This window comes from Streptomyces sp. NPDC058221, assembly GCF_042882365.1.
Lineage (GTDB): Bacteria > Actinomycetota > Actinomycetes > Streptomycetales > Streptomycetaceae > Streptomyces.
The window spans coordinates 1-14,840 of record NZ_JBHVWF010000095.1; the positions used below are offsets into that span (position 1 = coordinate 1).

13 protein-coding genes and 1 pseudogene are annotated in these 14,840 nt (G+C 72.8%); 4 read left to right on the forward strand and 10 right to left on the reverse strand.

The genetic code is table 11. The features are described from left to right. Positions 1 to 1,427, forward strand: a 1,427-nt coding sequence (locus ACFVW8_RS26165; protein ID WP_389694052.1) for a sulfatase-like hydrolase/transferase, incomplete at its 5' end; no start/stop codon positions are given. Between the two features lie 151 nt (positions 1,428 to 1,578). On the opposite strand, the gene ACFVW8_RS26170 is transcribed toward ACFVW8_RS26165, so the two are convergent. The 9 genes and pseudogenes from ACFVW8_RS26170 to ACFVW8_RS26210 all read right to left on the reverse strand — a co-directional run bounded on the left by ACFVW8_RS26170 (position 1,579) and on the right by ACFVW8_RS26210 (position 9,022). Next, a complete protein-coding gene (locus ACFVW8_RS26170; RefSeq protein ID WP_389694054.1) occupies positions 1,579 to 1,941 on the reverse strand; it encodes a LysR family transcriptional regulator substrate-binding protein in 363 nt (120 codons plus the stop codon). A gap of 43 nt (positions 1,942 to 1,984) precedes the next feature. Beyond that, a pseudogene (locus ACFVW8_RS26175) lies at positions 1,985 to 2,155 on the reverse strand (LysR family transcriptional regulator); the annotation flags it as partial. Positions 2,156 to 2,199: 44 nt separating this feature from the next. Further along, positions 2,200 to 3,375, reverse strand: a complete 1,176-nt coding sequence (locus ACFVW8_RS26180) for a 4-hydroxybenzoate 3-monooxygenase (RefSeq protein WP_389694056.1) — start codon at positions 3,373 to 3,375, stop codon at positions 2,200 to 2,202. A 3-nt stretch (positions 3,376 to 3,378) separates the two neighbouring features. Beyond that, positions 3,379 to 4,578, reverse strand: coding sequence for a 4-carboxymuconolactone decarboxylase (gene pcaC / locus ACFVW8_RS26185; RefSeq protein WP_389694058.1), 1,200 nt, complete (start codon positions 4,576 to 4,578; stop codon positions 3,379 to 3,381). Between the two features lie 76 nt (positions 4,579 to 4,654). Continuing rightward, the gene (gene pcaB / locus ACFVW8_RS26190; protein ID WP_389694060.1) at positions 4,655 to 6,109 is read right to left on the reverse strand and encodes a 3-carboxy-cis,cis-muconate cycloisomerase; all 1,455 of its coding nucleotides are present in this window, start codon (positions 6,107 to 6,109) and stop codon (positions 4,655 to 4,657) included. Further along, positions 6,096 to 6,698, reverse strand: coding sequence for a protocatechuate 3,4-dioxygenase subunit alpha (gene pcaG, locus ACFVW8_RS26195; RefSeq protein ID WP_389694062.1), 603 nt, complete (start codon positions 6,696 to 6,698; stop codon positions 6,096 to 6,098). The genes pcaB and pcaG overlap by 14 nt, the downstream gene beginning before the upstream one ends. Next, complete coding sequence (pcaH, locus tag ACFVW8_RS26200; protein WP_389694064.1) at positions 6,698 to 7,501, reverse strand: protocatechuate 3,4-dioxygenase subunit beta; 804 nt, start codon at positions 7,499 to 7,501, stop codon at positions 6,698 to 6,700. The genes pcaG and pcaH overlap by 1 nt, the downstream gene beginning before the upstream one ends. Before the next feature lie 91 nt (positions 7,502 to 7,592). Beyond that, positions 7,593 to 8,240, reverse strand: a complete 648-nt coding sequence (locus tag ACFVW8_RS26205; RefSeq protein ID WP_389694066.1) for a 3-oxoacid CoA-transferase subunit B — start codon at positions 8,238 to 8,240, stop codon at positions 7,593 to 7,595. Beyond that, positions 8,240 to 9,022: a CoA transferase subunit A gene (locus ACFVW8_RS26210; protein ID WP_389694068.1), complete on the reverse strand. Its 783-nt coding sequence runs from the start codon at positions 9,020 to 9,022 to the stop codon at positions 8,240 to 8,242. Before ACFVW8_RS26210 ends, ACFVW8_RS26205 begins: the two co-directional genes overlap by 1 nt. 172 nt (positions 9,023 to 9,194) lie before the next feature. Here ACFVW8_RS26210 and ACFVW8_RS26215 point away from each other — a divergent pair, with 172 nt between their 5' ends. Both ACFVW8_RS26215 and ACFVW8_RS26220 read left to right on the forward strand, forming a co-directional pair. Continuing rightward, entirely contained in the window at positions 9,195 to 10,862 is a 1,668-nt protein-coding gene (locus tag ACFVW8_RS26215) for an IclR family transcriptional regulator C-terminal domain-containing protein (protein ID WP_389694070.1), read from the forward strand. 87 nt (positions 10,863 to 10,949) lie between these two features. Beyond that, a complete protein-coding gene (locus tag ACFVW8_RS26220) occupies positions 10,950 to 11,180 on the forward strand; it encodes a hypothetical protein (protein ID WP_384122030.1) in 231 nt (76 codons plus the stop codon). 45 nt (positions 11,181 to 11,225) lie between these two features. On the opposite strand, the gene ACFVW8_RS26225 is transcribed toward ACFVW8_RS26220, so the two are convergent. After that, positions 11,226 to 13,415 (reverse strand): alpha-galactosidase, encoded by a 2,190-nt coding sequence (locus tag ACFVW8_RS26225; protein WP_389694072.1) that lies wholly within the window; start codon positions 13,413 to 13,415, stop codon positions 11,226 to 11,228. A 169-nt stretch (positions 13,416 to 13,584) separates the two neighbouring features. On the opposite strand from ACFVW8_RS26225, the gene ACFVW8_RS26230 reads away from it, so the two are divergent. After that, positions 13,585 to 14,832 carry an ROK family protein gene (locus tag ACFVW8_RS26230; protein ID WP_389694074.1) on the forward strand — a complete coding sequence of 416 codons (1,248 nt, stop codon included), beginning with the start codon at positions 13,585 to 13,587 and terminating at the stop codon, positions 14,830 to 14,832. Positions 14,833 to 14,840 lie beyond the last annotated feature (8 nt).

The following is a 14,840-nucleotide window of genomic DNA, read 5'->3' on the forward strand; positions in this document are numbered from 1 at the left end:
CTGCGGCGTCGCCCGCCGGGGCGCCCCCGCAGGTGATCGTGGTCCTCACCGACCAGCAGCGCTGGGACACCGCCGGGGTGCACGGCAACCGGGCAGGAGTGACTCCGGAGTTCGACCGGATCGCTCGCGAAGGCACCTTCTTCGAGCAGGCGATCACCTCCAACCCGGTCTGCGCACCGGCGCGTTCGGCGCTGCAGACCGGCCGTTTCCCGACCGCGACGGGCGTCTTCCGCAATGGGCTGCCACTCCCCCGGGACATCCCCACCCTTGCCGGGGAGTTCGCGGCGGCCGGGTATGCGACCGGCTACATCGGGAAGTGGCATCTGGCGGGCGAGGACAACCCGGACGGCCCTGTGCCGCCCGGCCGCCGGGGCGGCTACGAACGGTGGCTGGCATCGGACCGGCTCGAATTCACCTCGGACGCGTACCGCACGGTGGTGCACGACGAGGACGGCGAGCCCGTCCGGCTGCCCGGCTACCGCTCCGACGCGCTCGTCGACGCGGCGATCCGCTTCGTGGCCGACCACCATGACCGCCCGTACCTGCTCTTCCTCTCCCTGCTGGAACCGCACCACCAGAACCCCACCGACGACTACCCGGCGCCGACGGGCTACCGCGAACGCTACGAGGGGGCATGGCTGCCGCCGGATCTGGCCGCCCTCGCACCGGGCGCCCCGCAGGGTGGCGCACACCGTCATCTCGCCGGCTACCTCGGCCAGATCAAGAGGGTCGACGAAGGCGTGGGACGGCTCCGCGACGCCCTGCGGAGTATCGGGACCGAGGAGAACACGGTCCTGGCCTGGACCTCGGATCACGGTTCCCACTTCCGTACCCGCAACAGCGAGTACAAGCGCTCGGCTCACGAGGCGTCCGTCCGCGTACCGCTCGCGCTCACCGGACCGGGCTTCACCGGTGGCGGGCTCGTCCGGCACCCCGTCGGCACGGTGGACCTGATGCCCACGCTGCTGGCGGCGGCGGGCATCCCGGTACCGGACGGCGTGCAGGGGCGCTCCCTGCTTCCGCTGACCGGCGGGGGCAGCGACCCGGGCCGGCCCGGCTCCGTGTTCGTCCAGATCAGCGAGGACCGGGTGGGCCGCGCCGTACGCACGTCCCGGTGGAAGTACGCGGTGACGGCTCCGGGCGCGGACGCCTGGCACGACGCGGACGCGGACAGCTACGTGGAGACGGAGCTGTACGATCTGGCGGCCGATCCGTACGAGCTGGACAACCTCACCGGGCTGGACTCCCACCGGTCCGTCGCCGACGAACTGCGCACCGAACTGCTGGAGTGGCTGGAGCGGATCGAGGGCGCGAAGCCGGAGATCGAACGGGCGGCTGCGCGCCCGGCCGGCCAGCGCCGCGCGGAGTCGTTCCCGGTCGGCACGCCGTGGGAGGGGGTGCGGTTCGGGCATCGCCCGCGCGGCTGACATACGCGCCGGTTCGCCGCGGCTCGCGCCACGCGCCGTCGCCGGTGGAGCCGTCCGACGCGGCGACGAAGGAGCGCCTCCTCGAACGTTTCGGCCACGTACGCGACCTCGGGAACGAACCCGTCGCTCCGCGGCAGTCCGAGCCACTGGGTCAGCGACTCGTCGCCGAGCACCGCGACGAAACGCTCGTCCGCGACCTCGTCCACGGTGACGCTCTCCCGGCCAGTGGGTGGTCGGCGCCCACCACCAGGACCCGCCCCTCGGACCAGAGCGGCACCGCGTGAATTCCGGGTCCGGACGGATCCGGCGGGGCGGGGGCGAAGATCACGTCGAACAGGTCCTTCGCCAACGCGGTGAGGGAGTCGGCGAAGCCCAGCCGGCGGATCCGCCACCTCGTGCCGGGAAACGCCCTGGCCGCTTCGTTGAGGATGAGCGAGCTGATGCGGCTCCCGACGCCGAGGCCGACCCGCACCACCGCACCGCCCGCGCGCCGTTCCTCGGCCCATGCCACCACTTCGTCGAGGGCCGCGACGGATCGGCGGGCCCTCGGTGAGTTCGACGTGCCGGGCGTCCCGCCGGAACAGGGGCGCGCCCGGTCTCCGCTCGAGCGCGGCGATCTGCCGGCTCAGCGAGGGGGCGGAGATGCGCAGGCCCTGCGCGGCGCGCGCGAAGTGGAGCTCCTGTGCCACCGCGACGAAATAGCGAAGCTGCCGGACGGTGAGATCCACGGAGATCCTCCTGCTTGCATCGGCACAGGGCCTGATCCCCAGCCCTACGGCAGTGGGAGACCGGCGTAGTTCTGCGCGAGCTCCGCCGCGGCGTTCGGTGAGGCGGCGATCCTGTCCAGCTGCGAGAGCTGCAGCCGGGTGTCGAAGCTGCTCTGGTCCGGGTCGGTGTGGAGCGTGGTGGTCATGAAGTAGGAGAAGTGCTCGGCCCGCCACACCCGGCGCAGGCAGGTGTCGGAGTACGCGTCCAGCAGACCGGCCGAACCTGTCACGTGCTGACGCACCAGGGCGCGGGCCAGCACCACGACGTCGGCTGCCGCCAGGTTGAGCCCCTTCGCGCCGGTGGGCGGGACGATGTGGGCGGCGTCGCCCGCGAGCAGGACCCGGCCGTACCGCATGGGTTCGGTGACCGAGCTGCGCATCGGCAGGACGGACTTGGACGTGATGGGGCCGCGCCGAAGCTTCCAGTCGCCCTCGACGGTGAAGCGCGCGTCGAGTTCGTCCCAGATCCGGGTGTCCGGCCAGTCGGCGGGATCGGTTCCGTTGGGCACCTGCAGATAGAGGCGGCTGACCTCCGGCGAGCGCATGCTGTGGAGGGCGAACCCGCGCGGCGAGTGCGCGTAGATCAACTCGTCGCAGGAGGGCGGGACGTCGGCCAGTATGCCGAGCCAGGAATACGGGTACACCCGCTCGTGCGTCCGCTGCAGCGCTGCCGGGACCGCGGTGCGCGTCACGCCGTGGAACCCGTCGCAGCCCACCACGTAGTCGCAGGTGATCCGGGAGTTGCGGCCCTCGTGCGTGTAGTGGACGGTGGGCCGGTCCGTGGCTGCGCCCTCGACCGCCGTGACGGTGGCACCGAAGTGCAGCGGTGCGCCGTCCGCCAGTTGCAGGGCTATCAGGTCCTTGACGACTTCGGTCTGGGCGTAGACCCACACCCGGCGGCCGTCGGTGAGGGACGGGAAGTCGATGCGGTGCGCCCTGCCGTCCCAGCGCAGTTCGATGCCGTCGTGCACCAGGCCCTCGGCGTCGAGACGCCCGGCGGCACCGGCCTCGCGGAGCGCGTCGACGGTGGCCTGTTCGAGGATGCCGGCGCGCTGGCGCTGTTCGACGTACGCGCGGTCGCGGCTCTCCAGCACCACGCAGTCGATGCCCGCTCGGTGCAGCAACCGTGCCAGCAGAAGACCTGCCGGTCCGCCGCCGATGATCCCGACAGTGGTGTGCATCGGCTATTTCCCCTCTGCGGCGTGGGTGATCTCTTCGATGATCCGGTCCGCCGCGGCGAACGCGGCGTTGGCCGCCGGGACTCCGCAGTAGACGGCTGCCTGCAGCAGGACTTCCTGGACGTCCTCGGGGGTGAGGTCGCCGCTTTCGAGCGCGGCCCGCAGGTGCATGGCCAGCTCCGCGTGGTGGCCGAGTGCCGTCAGCGCGGTGAGGGTGAGACAGCGCCGGGTCCGGTGGTCGAGACCGGGCCGGGTCCACACCTCGCCCCAGGCGTAGCGGGTGATGAAGTCCTGGAAGACGGCGGTGAAGGGCGTGGTCGCGGCTGTGGCCCGGTCGACGTGCGCGTCACCGAGGACGGTGCGGCGCACCGCCGTCCCCGCGGCGTGCCGGGACATGTCGTCGGTGGCGCGGCCGGCCGCGAAGTGGCTCTGCAGCGCGGTCCGTACGAGTCCGGGTTGTTCGACGTTGGCCAGGTGCGAGGCGCCGGGGAGTTCGATGAGCGTCGCGCCGGGGATGGCGTCGGCCAGTTCGCGGGCGTGGGCGACGGGAGTGGCGGGGTCCTCGCGGCCGGCCACGACGAGCGTCGGTGCGGTGATGCCCGCGAGTTCGCCGCGCAGGTCATGGATGGCGAGGGCTTCGCACAGGGCGGCATACGCCCCGGGGTCGACGGCCCGCAGGCCGTCGACGACGGCACGGGCAGCAGGGGTCTCGGCGAAGCCCGCCGTGAACCAGCGCCCGGCCGCCGTCTCCACGACCGGGCCGATGCCTTCGGCCCGCACCAGGGAGGCACGTTCGAGCCAGGCCTGCGGCTCGCCGAACCGGGCCGACGAACACACGAGCGCGAGCGAGGTGATCCGGTCGGGGTGGTGGACGGCCAGCCAGCTGCCCACCGCGCCGCCGAGGGAGATGCCCGCGTACCCGAACCGGTCGATGCCGAGCGCGTCGGCAAGCCTCAGCACCTGTGCGCCGAGCTCGGCGACGCCGCCTCCGGCGGGGAGCAGCGTCCCGGGGCTGCCGCCGTGTCCTGGCAGGTCCCAGCGGACCACCCGGTGACTGTGGGCCAGAGCGGCGGCCTGTCCGTCCCAGACGGCCATCGAGGTACCGAGGGACGGCCCGAGCACGAGAGGTGTACCGGAGGGCGGGCCGTCCTCCCGGTGGTGCAGGAGGCGTGCGGCGGATTCGGTGGGCGAGTGCGGGGCTTTCATGGGGCTCCTGGGCCGGCCGGTGCCGGAGGGGTGGCGGAGGACGGGCGGGCCGTGCTGTCGCCGGGTCCTGCGCGCGTCACGGCGTGTCTGCTTCTGTGCGGGTGTCCGGGCGATGCAGTGCGCGGTCGACGAGAACGCCGGCCGAACCCGGGTAGCCGGCCGGGTCGGTGAGGGCCCGCAGGCGCTCCTCGGACATGACGTCCGCCACCTCGGGATCCTGGCGCAGGGCCGCGTGGAGTTCCGTCCCGTCACGGACGGCGCGTCCCGCGGCCGCGGTCACCGCCGTGCGCGCCCCGGCCCGTCCGATCAGCTCCGAGAGGGCGGTCACGAGTCGTTCGCTGACGATCAGTCCGCCGGTGAGATCGAGGTTCTCCCGCATCCGCCGGGGGTGGACGCACAGTCCTTCGGCCAGGGCGGCCGACGCGTCTGCCGCTCCGCCGACCGTGCGCAGGGCTTCACGGAGCGGCTGCCATTCGGCGTGCCAGGCCCCGGGCGGCCGTTCGTCCTCGGCGGCGAGGGAGCCGTACAGGATGCCCGCGAGCGCGGGTACCTGACGGGCGGCGGCGGCGACGAGGACCGCGCGGGCCGGGTTCGTCTTGTGCGGCATCGCGGATGACGCACCGCCCCCGCTCTCGGAGAGCTCGCCGATCTCGGTGCGGGACAGCAGGAGTACGTCGGCGGCGAGTTTGCCGAGCGCTCCGGAGGTGAAGGCCAGCGCTCCGCCGAGGTCGGCGACCGGGGTGCGCAGGCTGTGCCAGGGAAGTACGGGGGCGGCCAGTCCGGTCGCGGCGGCGTACGCCTCGACAAGGCGCACACCGGAGTCCTGCGCCGCATCGCCGGTGGCCGGGGCACCGGGCCGGACATCAGCGTCCCCAGCGGGCTTCCCGGAGTGGCCGAAGGCCGTGAAGGCGGCCAATGTGCCTGCTGCGCCGCCCAGTTGGACCGGAAGGGTGCTTCGTACGGCCGTGAGCCGGTCCGCAGCGTCGAGGACCAGGCTCCGCCAGCCCGCGGCCTTCAGCCCGAAGGTCGTCGGGACGGCGTGCTGGGTGAGGGTACGGCCGGCCATCGGGGTATCGCGGTGCTCGGCGGCCGTGCGCCCCAGGGCCGTGGCGATCCGGTGCAGGTCGGCCAGGATCAGGCCGAGCGCCTCGGACGCCACCAGCATGGTCGCGGTGTCGAGGATGTCCTGGCTGGTCGCTCCGCGATGGACGTGGGCCGCCGCCTCCGGAGTCTCCTCGGCGACGGCCGCCGTCAGATCGGCCACCAGCGGGATGACCGGGTTGCCGCCGGAGCGGGCCCGCAGTGCCAGCGAACGGGCGCCGAAACGTGCGGTGCCCGCCGCGGCCGACGCGACGGCTTCCGCCGCCCCGTCCGGTGCGTGCCCGAGCAGGGCCTGGGCACGGACGAGCGCGACTTCGGCATCGAGCAGCGCCCGTACGTACGCGGCATCACCCGTCGCCTCCTCGACAGCCGTGCCGGCGCGGACCGGTGAGAGCAGCCCGGTGTCGGCGAAGGCGTCATCCGAAGTCAAGGAAGACCGTCTCCTCATGCACACCGTCGCCGCTCAGACGGATGTCGAAGCGGTGGACGCCGGCGCCTTCCGGCGTGGTCAGGAGTGTCGCCCGGCGCCGCTCCGGAAGGCCCGACAGCAGGCGGTCCCCGGCGAGTCCGGTGGCGTCGTGGAGGTAGGCCCGGGTGTGCAGGTGGTGTGTGAGCCCGCGCGCGAGCACGACGATCGCCACGTACGGGGCCCCGCCCGGCGGCAGTGTCCGCACGGTGTAGTGCCCGTCGGCGTCCGTCGGCACCCGGGCGAAGCCGGTGAAGTCGAGGCCGTGGCGGCCGATGACCGCTCCGGTGACCGGGTCGCGCCGCAGCGAGCCGGGCGCGCCGTGCCGTGACCCGTCGGGAGCGGGCTGCCACACCTCGACGAGGGCGTCGGGCACGGGTGCGCCGGCCCCGTCCAGGACATGGCCGTGCAGCACTATGGCGCCCGGGTGACCGGCGGGCGCGATGTCGCCGCCCCCCGCGAAGGGCAACGCATAGCCGTAGAAGGGTCCGACGGTCTGCGACGGGGTGGGCGCGAGCGTTCCCCGGGCTGCGCCGGGAGTGGCGTCCCTCATCAGCGGCCCTCCTCGGCCCAGGTCGCGGACGGGCCGTCGAGGACGATGTCCCAGCGGTAGCCGAGCGACCATTCGGGGGTGGACAGATCGTGGTCGTACGCCGCGACGAGCCGGCTGCGAGCGTCGTCGTCGGTGACCGACTGGAGGATCGGGTCGTAGCCGAAGAGCGGGTCGCCGGGGAAGTACATCTGGGTCACCAGGCGCTGGGTGAACGCGGACCCGAACAACGAGAAGTGGATGTGGGCGGGGCGCCAGGCGTTGGTGTGGTTGCGCCAGGGGTACGCGCCCGGCTTGACGGTGACGAAGGAATAGCTGCCCCGGTCGTCCGTCAGACAGCGGCCGACGCCGGTGAAGTTCGGGTCGAGCGGCGCAGGGTGCTGGTCGCGCAGGTGGGCGTAGCGACCGGAGGCGTTGGCCTGCCAGATCTCGACGAGCTGGCCGCGCACGGGACGTCCGGACCGGTCGAGGACCCGTCCGGTGACCGTGATCCGCTCGCCCAGGGGCTCTCCCCGGTGCCTGCGGGTGAGGTCGTGGTCGAGGTCGGTGACGTCGGTGACCCCGAACACGGGACCGGTGAGTTCGACGTCCTCCGGGTCGGCCCCCATCGCTATGAGCGGCCGCCGGGGATGGCGCAGGGTGCTGCTGCGGTACGGGGCGTAGTCCCGCGCGGGGTGCGGGCGAACCGGGGCGCCGGCGGCGACCGACCTGGCGTAGTCGTCTCGCGCGGCGGTGATCTCGGCGGTGATCTGGGCCTGGGTGAGCGGGGGTTCGACGGTGCCGGCGGGTGCGGGTGGGGTGGTCACGGGTGTCGGTCCTGCCTTTCCGGTACGGGGGCGATCGCGCACCGGCCTCCGGTGCACGGTTCCACGCCCGGCAGGGCGCGGGGGGAGCGGCTCACGTCCGGGTCCCTTCGGCGACCCGGACGGGGGAGGCGGTCCGGTCGAGTACCTCGGCGGTGCTGACGCCGGGCGCGGTCCCGGCGAGCACCAGTCCGCCGGCGGTCACGTCCAGGACGGCCAGATCGGTGATGATCCGGTGGACGCAGGCCCGGCCGGTGAGCGGGAGAGTGCACTCCTCGACGATCTTCGGGCTGCCGTCCTTGGCTGTGTGGGTCATCGTGACGATGACCCGGCGGGCGCCGTGCACGAGGTCCATGGCGCCGCCGATGCCCGTCACGAGCTTTCCCGGCACTGCCCAGTTGGCGAGGTCACCGTGTGCGGAGACCTGCATGGCGCCGAGCACCGCGGTGTCGATGTGGCCGCCGCGGATCATGCCGAAGGAGAGCGCCGAGTCGAAGAAGGAGGCTCCCGGCAGGACGGTGACCGTCTCCTTGCCCGCGTTGATCAGGTCGGGGTCGACTTCGTCGTCGTAAGGGAAGGGGCCGGTGCCGAGGATGCCGTTCTCCGATTCGAGGACGACGTGCACACCGTCGGGCAGGTGGTTGGGGATGAGGGTCGGCAGGCCGATGCCCAGGTTGACGTACTCCCCGTCGCGCAGTTCGGCGGCCGCCCTGGCGGCCATCTCCTCGCGGTTCCAGGCCATCAGTTGCCACCCTTCCGCGGGCTGTTCCGTGCCGTCACCGTGCGCTGCTCGATCCGCTTGTCGGCGGCCTGTCGTGGAGTGAGCGCGACCACGCGCTGCACGTAGATCCCGGGCAGATGTACGTGGTCGGGATCGAGTTCGCCGGGCTCGACCAGCTCCTCGACCTCGGCGATCGTGATCCGGCCCGCCGTGGCGGCGAGCGGGTTGAAGTTGCGGGCCGCCTTGTTGAAGACGAGATTCCCGTGCCGGTCGCCCCTGGCCGCCCTGACCAGTGCGTAGTCGGTGCGGATGCCCCGTTCCAGGACGTAGGGCGCGCCGTCGAAGTCGCGTACCTCCTTGGCCGGTGAGGTGATCGCGACGCCGCCGTCCCCGTCGTAACGCCAGGGCATGCCGCCTTCCGCGACGAGGGTGCCGACTCCGGCCGGGGTGTAGAACGCGGGGATTCCCGCGCCGCCGGCCCGCAGCCGTTCGGCGAGCGTGCCCTGCGGGATGAGTTCGAGCTCCAGCTCCCCGGCCAGGTACTGGCGGGCGAACTCCTTGTTCCCGCCGATGTACGAGCCGGTGACCCTGCCGATCCGGCCGGCTGTCAGCAGGACCGCCAGTCCGGAGTCCTGGGCGCCGCAGTTGTTGGACACGACGCGCAGATTCCCGGTGCCCTTGTCGTACAGGGCTCCGATGAGTGCGTCGGGCACCCCGCTGAGTCCGAATCCGCCGACCGCGACCGACGCGCCGTCGGGGACGTCGGCCACGGCCTGTGCGGCCGAGGCGACCACCTTGTCCATCGGACCGCCCACCTGTTGTTCGCATAGTGAAGTTTCTTTCACTATTCTTGGCACGGAGTCTGCCGCCCGGCCCGGCGGCTGTCAACGGTCCGCGCCCCACCGGCTCCGGACGCCCCGCCGCCCGCCTCATGGCATTCATTACTGTGTCCCCACGACGCCCGACGGAGAGCCGATGCCACCGACCCACACGCTTCAGCAGACCGAGACACCGGCACCGGCCGAGGCGGTCGCCCCGCTGATGCGCGGAATCGCGGTCGTGCGCCGGCTCACGGACGCGGGCGGGACCATGAGCCCGGGCGATATCGAACGCGCCACCGGTCTGGCCCGCTCCACCGTCGACCGGATCACCGCGACCCTCGCCCGCATGGACTACGTACGCCTGGACGGGCGCGATGTCACGCTCGCGCCCCGCCTCATGGAGCTCGGCAACGCGTATCTGTCGGCCCTGCGGCTTCCGTCGCTCCTCGGCGGGCACGCGGACGCACTGGCGGACGAGCTCGACGAATCGGTTTCCCTCGCGGTCGGTGACATCGACGGCATCCGTTTCATCCATCAGGCCACCCGGCGGCGCGCCATGTCCCTGAGCTTCCGCATCGGGGACCTGCTCCCCCTGGAACGCGCCGCTCCAGGACCGCTGCTGGCGGCCGGCTGGGACGCGCGGGAGTGGGAGCAGTGGCGCGCGCGCCGGGCCGCGGACCCCGAGGGCCTGGCCTTTCCGGCCGCTCCCCCTCAACAGCCTTCGGACGAGCGGGACTTCGCGACGCGCGTCGAACGGGCGCGTCAGGACGGATGGGCCCTGGACGACCAGCTGATCGAACCGGGTCTGGTAGCCCTCGCCGTACCGGTGCGCTCCCCCGGCGGGGATGTGGCCTGCCTCGTCAGCGTCGTGAGCCACACCAGCCGGCACACGGCCGCCTCCCTGCGTGACACCCTGCTGCCCCGGGTACTCGCGGCCGCCGCGGCCATGGAGCGGGAGCTCGGCCAGGCCCCGCCCGCCAGGGCTCCGGCCTCCCCCACCGCGCTGGCCTCCTGGACCCGGGCATCCAAGCAGGAGCTGGGCCGCGAGTTCATCGAGTCCCTCGCGCGCGGCCTGACCGTACTGGCAGCCTTCGGCGAGGGCCGGGAGACGCTGACCCTGACCGACGTGGCCCGGGCGACCGGTCTGGCCCGGGCGACCGCCCGGCGCGCCCTGATCACCCTGGAACACCTCGGCTACGCCGCCACCCACGACCGGACCCACCGCCTCACCCCGCGCGTACTGGCCCTCGGTTACCCCCCGTTGTCCCGGGCGACACTGCCGCAGATCGCGCAGCCCCATCTCGCCGCACTGACGCACCAGGTCCAGGACTCGGCCTCACTCGCGGTCCTCGCCGGCGACGACGTCCAGTACACCGCCCGTGTCGCGACCCGACGCATCATGAGCGTCAACATCACCGTGGGGACGCGCTTCCCCGCTCATGCGACCTCCATGGGGCGCGTCCTGCTCGCCGCGCTGCCGCCTGCCGAACGGGGCGCCAGGCTCGCCCGGACCGAGCCGCGCGCCCTCACCCCGTTCACCGTCACCGCGGCCGAAGCGCTCGGCGCGGCCATCGACCGCGTCCACGACGACGGATATGCGCTGGTCGACGAGGAGTTGGAGGTGGGCCTGCGCTCGGTCTCCGTGCCCCTGCGTGATCGCCGCGGCGCGGTCGTGGCGGCGGTCAACGTGGCCATGCACAGCAGCAGCCGCAGCGTGCGGGAGTGCGTCACGGATGTCCTGCCCCGGCTCCGCGCCGCCGCCGACCGTATCGAGGCCGACCTGCACATCACCGAACGCTACGTACGGGTCCCGGCGATGTGACCCGACTCGGGGCGCGGGCGGGCGCGGTGCACCGGCCCCGGAGCACATCACATAGTTGTTTTATTGCGCAACCTTTAAAGTATGCATATGGATACCGATTGCACGACACACGAGGAGCACGCGGTGCTCGTCGGGGGCCCCGCCCACGGCCTGCGTCTGCGCGTCACCGACCGCCCGCCGGTCGTACAGATCACCCGCCCCTGCGAGGTGGAGGCCGCACCGGGCGGCGTCCGGGCCGAGGCCCTGTATGTCTATCGGCTCGGCCTGCCCCCGGGCGACGGGCCGCTGCGCTACGGCTACGACGCGGCGAGCCCGTGACAGCACCGTCGGGGTCCGGACCGGCCGGGCCCCGACGGCCGCCCGTCAGTTCGCGGACGTCTGAGCCGCGACCTCGATCAGCAGGGCCTGCCCCGGGTTGAGCGTCGGCATCGGCAGCCCCGCGCCGGTCAGTACGGCGCCCGGCATCGGGACCCAGCCGTCGAGTGCCGCCGTGCACCAGAGGGGACCGGTGACCTGATGGAGGTCGGGCAGCCCCGCCTCCGTACGGATCCGGACCCGGTAGGGACGCCCCGGGGCAAGGCCGGGGAGGCGGACACGGCCCGACTGGCCCGGTACGGAAGTCTCCGTCCGCACCCAGCAGTACAGCGCCGCACCGGCGTCCGGCGCGACCACACCGTGCAGTTGGGTCGCCTCGTCATCGAGGTCCGCCCTGACGACCCGCCCGCTGTGCAACAGCCCGCGCACCTCCTTGTACAGCGCCGCCCACCGGGTCAGCACCGCGCGCTGGGCCGGGGTGCGCGCGGTCACGTCGTCCTCGATGCCCGCGTGGCCGAACAGCGCGGTGATCAGCCGGAACGAGTCGTCGGTGATCCGGCCCGTCGTATGGCTGCGCGGGCCCCCGACATGGGCGCCGACGAGCTCGGGCGGCAGCAGCTGCCCGGTCCAGCGCTGGATCGACTGGCGTTCCACCGGGTCGTTGCAGTCCGAGGCCCAGACCCGGTCGGTGCGGTCGAGGACGCCGAGGTCGACGCGCCCACCACCGCTGGAGCACGACTCGATCTCCAGCGCGGGATGGCGGGACCTGAGCGAGTCCATCAGCCGGTAGAGGCCCTCGGTCTGGGCGTGCACACCGGGCCGGTCGGTGCCGCGCGCGCCGCGCCGCACCGCTTCGTGCAGTTCCCGGTTGTGGTCCCACTTGAGGTAGTCGATGCCGTACTCGGTGACGAGGGCGTCCAGCCGCTCCAGCAGGTAGCCGAACACGTCCTCGCGGGCGACGTTCACCACGTACTGGTGACGGGAGCTCGGCCCCACCCCGGCGGACGGGCCGAGAATCCACTCGGGGTGTTCCCGGGCCATCCGCGAGTCGAGGTTCACCATCTCGGGTTCCACCCAGAGCCCGAACTGCATTCCGTGCGCGTGCACCCGGTCCGCCAGCGGGCCCAGCCCGTCCGGCCACACCTGTGGGTCCACCGTCCAGTCGCCGAGCCCCGCCGTGTCGTCCCGACGGCCGAGGAACCAGCCGTCGTCCAGGACCAGTCGCTCCACGCCGACCTCGGCGGCCGCGTCGGCCAGCGCCAGGAGCTGTTCGGGGCGGTGGTCGAAGTAGACCGCCTCCCAGGTGTTCAGGGTCAGCGGACGCGGCGTGGACGGGTGCCGGGGGCGGGCCCGGAGCATCGTGTGGAACCGGGCGGCAAGCCCGTCAAGCCCCTCCCCTGACCAGGCGAAGAAGCATTCGGGCGAGGTGTACCGGTCACCCGGGGCGAGCCGGATCTCGCCGGGCGCCAGCAGTTCGCCGCCGCCGAGGACTCCGCCGTGCACGCCCGCACCCTCGGGCAGCCGCTCGGCGAGCCAGCGCTGATTGCCGCTCCATCCGACATGCAGGGCCCAGACCTCGCCCGTACGGAACCCGAAGCCGGGCACCCCGACCGTCAGGAGGTGCGGTGCGTCCAGTCCGGGCTTACCCCGGCGCACCTCACGGACATGACCGGCGAACGCCAGCCGGCCGCGCTGCGGGGAGCGTTCGCGGCACCACTTGCCGGTGAAGTCCAGGATCTCCTGGGCGCGGCCGGGCAGCGGAAGCAGTGCGGTGGTGGCGGCGAGGTCGTACGGCGCGGCACCGGGGGCGCCGTACGGGCAGGACAGGCCGGTGCGTACGCCCAGCACACCGGACGGGTCCAGCCGGTAGGTGAGGACGATGTCGAGTCCGGCGTCCGCGTCGTGGAGGTCGATGACCAGTTCGCCCGGGCGTTCCTCGGCGCCGGTCATGGTGATCCGCGGGGTGGTGGCCGTCCCACCCCGGTGGCCCTGGTGGGCCGGGGTGCCCGACCAGCCGTCGGCCTCGGTGGGCCAGACGGTGAACTGCCGCGGTTCGTCGAGTGAGTTGTTGAGCGCGGCGGCGTCCGCTGTCAGGCCGAGGGCCGCGAGACCGTCTCCGGTCAGCTCTCCGAGATCTTCGCCCCAGTGCAGGACACGGGGCAGCGGAGCACGGAGTTCGACGACGAAGCTCACCCCGGCCGCACGCAGATGCGCGATCCGGGTGGTGATGCGGGTCATGGCATGTCCTCTCGAAACCAATGGGTGACGGCGGCGCTCCGCTGCAACGATCATTTCCTTCTGGCATCAATATATTCAGCACTGTCCAGAGGAGTCCTTGCGCGTTCTCAGGCGATCCACAGCCCGGGTCCGACACCTTTGCTTTCGGGCAGAAGGTAACCTCGGCCGGGTGAACCTCACCCGGCAGCCGCCATCAGCCGCGCTCGTCCTCCAGACCTTGCTGACCCAGGGCCCGTTGACGCGGGCGGAGCTCGGACGCCGCACCGGCCTCTCCTCCGGGGCCGTCACCAAGGTGTCGGCCCCGCTGCTCGACGACGGCTGGATCACCGAGCTCGGTCCGTCGGGCGACCGGCAGCCGGGCCGCCCGGCCACGCTGGTGGCGGTACGGCCCGAGCGGGCCCGGTTCATCGGCATCAAGATCACGTCGGATGAGCTGATCGGCATGCTCGTCGACCTCACGGCGACCCCACTGACCACCCACCGGACGCCGCTCCGTTCCCGGGATGTCGGCACGGTGGTCAGGGCCGTCGCCCGGCTGGTCGGCACGCTCTGCGGACCGACCGGAAGGGAACCGACCGGAAAGGGACGGGCCGGAAAGGGACGGGCCGGTGAAGGACGGGCCGGTGAACAGCAGGCCGGGTCCGGCCCGGCGGTGCACAGCGTCGGCGTGACGGTCTCCGGCGATGTGGACGGCCCGGGCGGCACCGTCCGCTATTCCCCTTTCCTGGACTGGCACGGGGTACGGCTCGCCGCCCTGATCGAGGAAGCCACCGGCATTCCGGCGGTCATCGACAACGACGTACGAGCCCTCACCGTCGCCGAGCAGTGGTTCGGTGCCGGAGTCGGCCTCTCCTCCTTCGCCCTGGTCACGGTCGGCGCGGGAGTGGGATGCGGAATGTCCGTCGGCGGCCGGGTGGTCACGGGCGCGTTCGGGGTCTCGGGCGAACTGGGACATGTGCCAGTCGGCGGCAGTGACCGGGTCTGCACCTGCGGCAACACCGGCTGCGTGGAGGCCGTCGCGTCGACGCAGGCCATCGTGGAACAGGTGCAGGAGCAGACAGGGGACGCGGAACTGTCCCTCGCCGACGCCGTACGTCTGGCTCGGGCCGGGGACGCCGCCGCGCGCACCGTCTTCACCCGGGCGGGGAGGGCCCTGGGGCTGGGGATCGCGTCCGTGGCCAACCTCATCGGGCCGGAGCGCATCATCATCTCCGGCGAGGGCGTGGCGGCGTACGACCTGTTCTCCGACGAGATCCGCCGCACCTTCGCCGACCAGGCCTTCGGCGCCGCCGCCAGGTGCGAACTCGTGGTGCGCCCCCTGCCGTTCGAGACCTGGGCACGCGGTGGTGCGGCGATGGCGGCCCACCGCCTCTTCGCCGCGCCTCCCGCCCGGTCCGCCGGGGCGGCGGCCCGCTGATCCAGGCC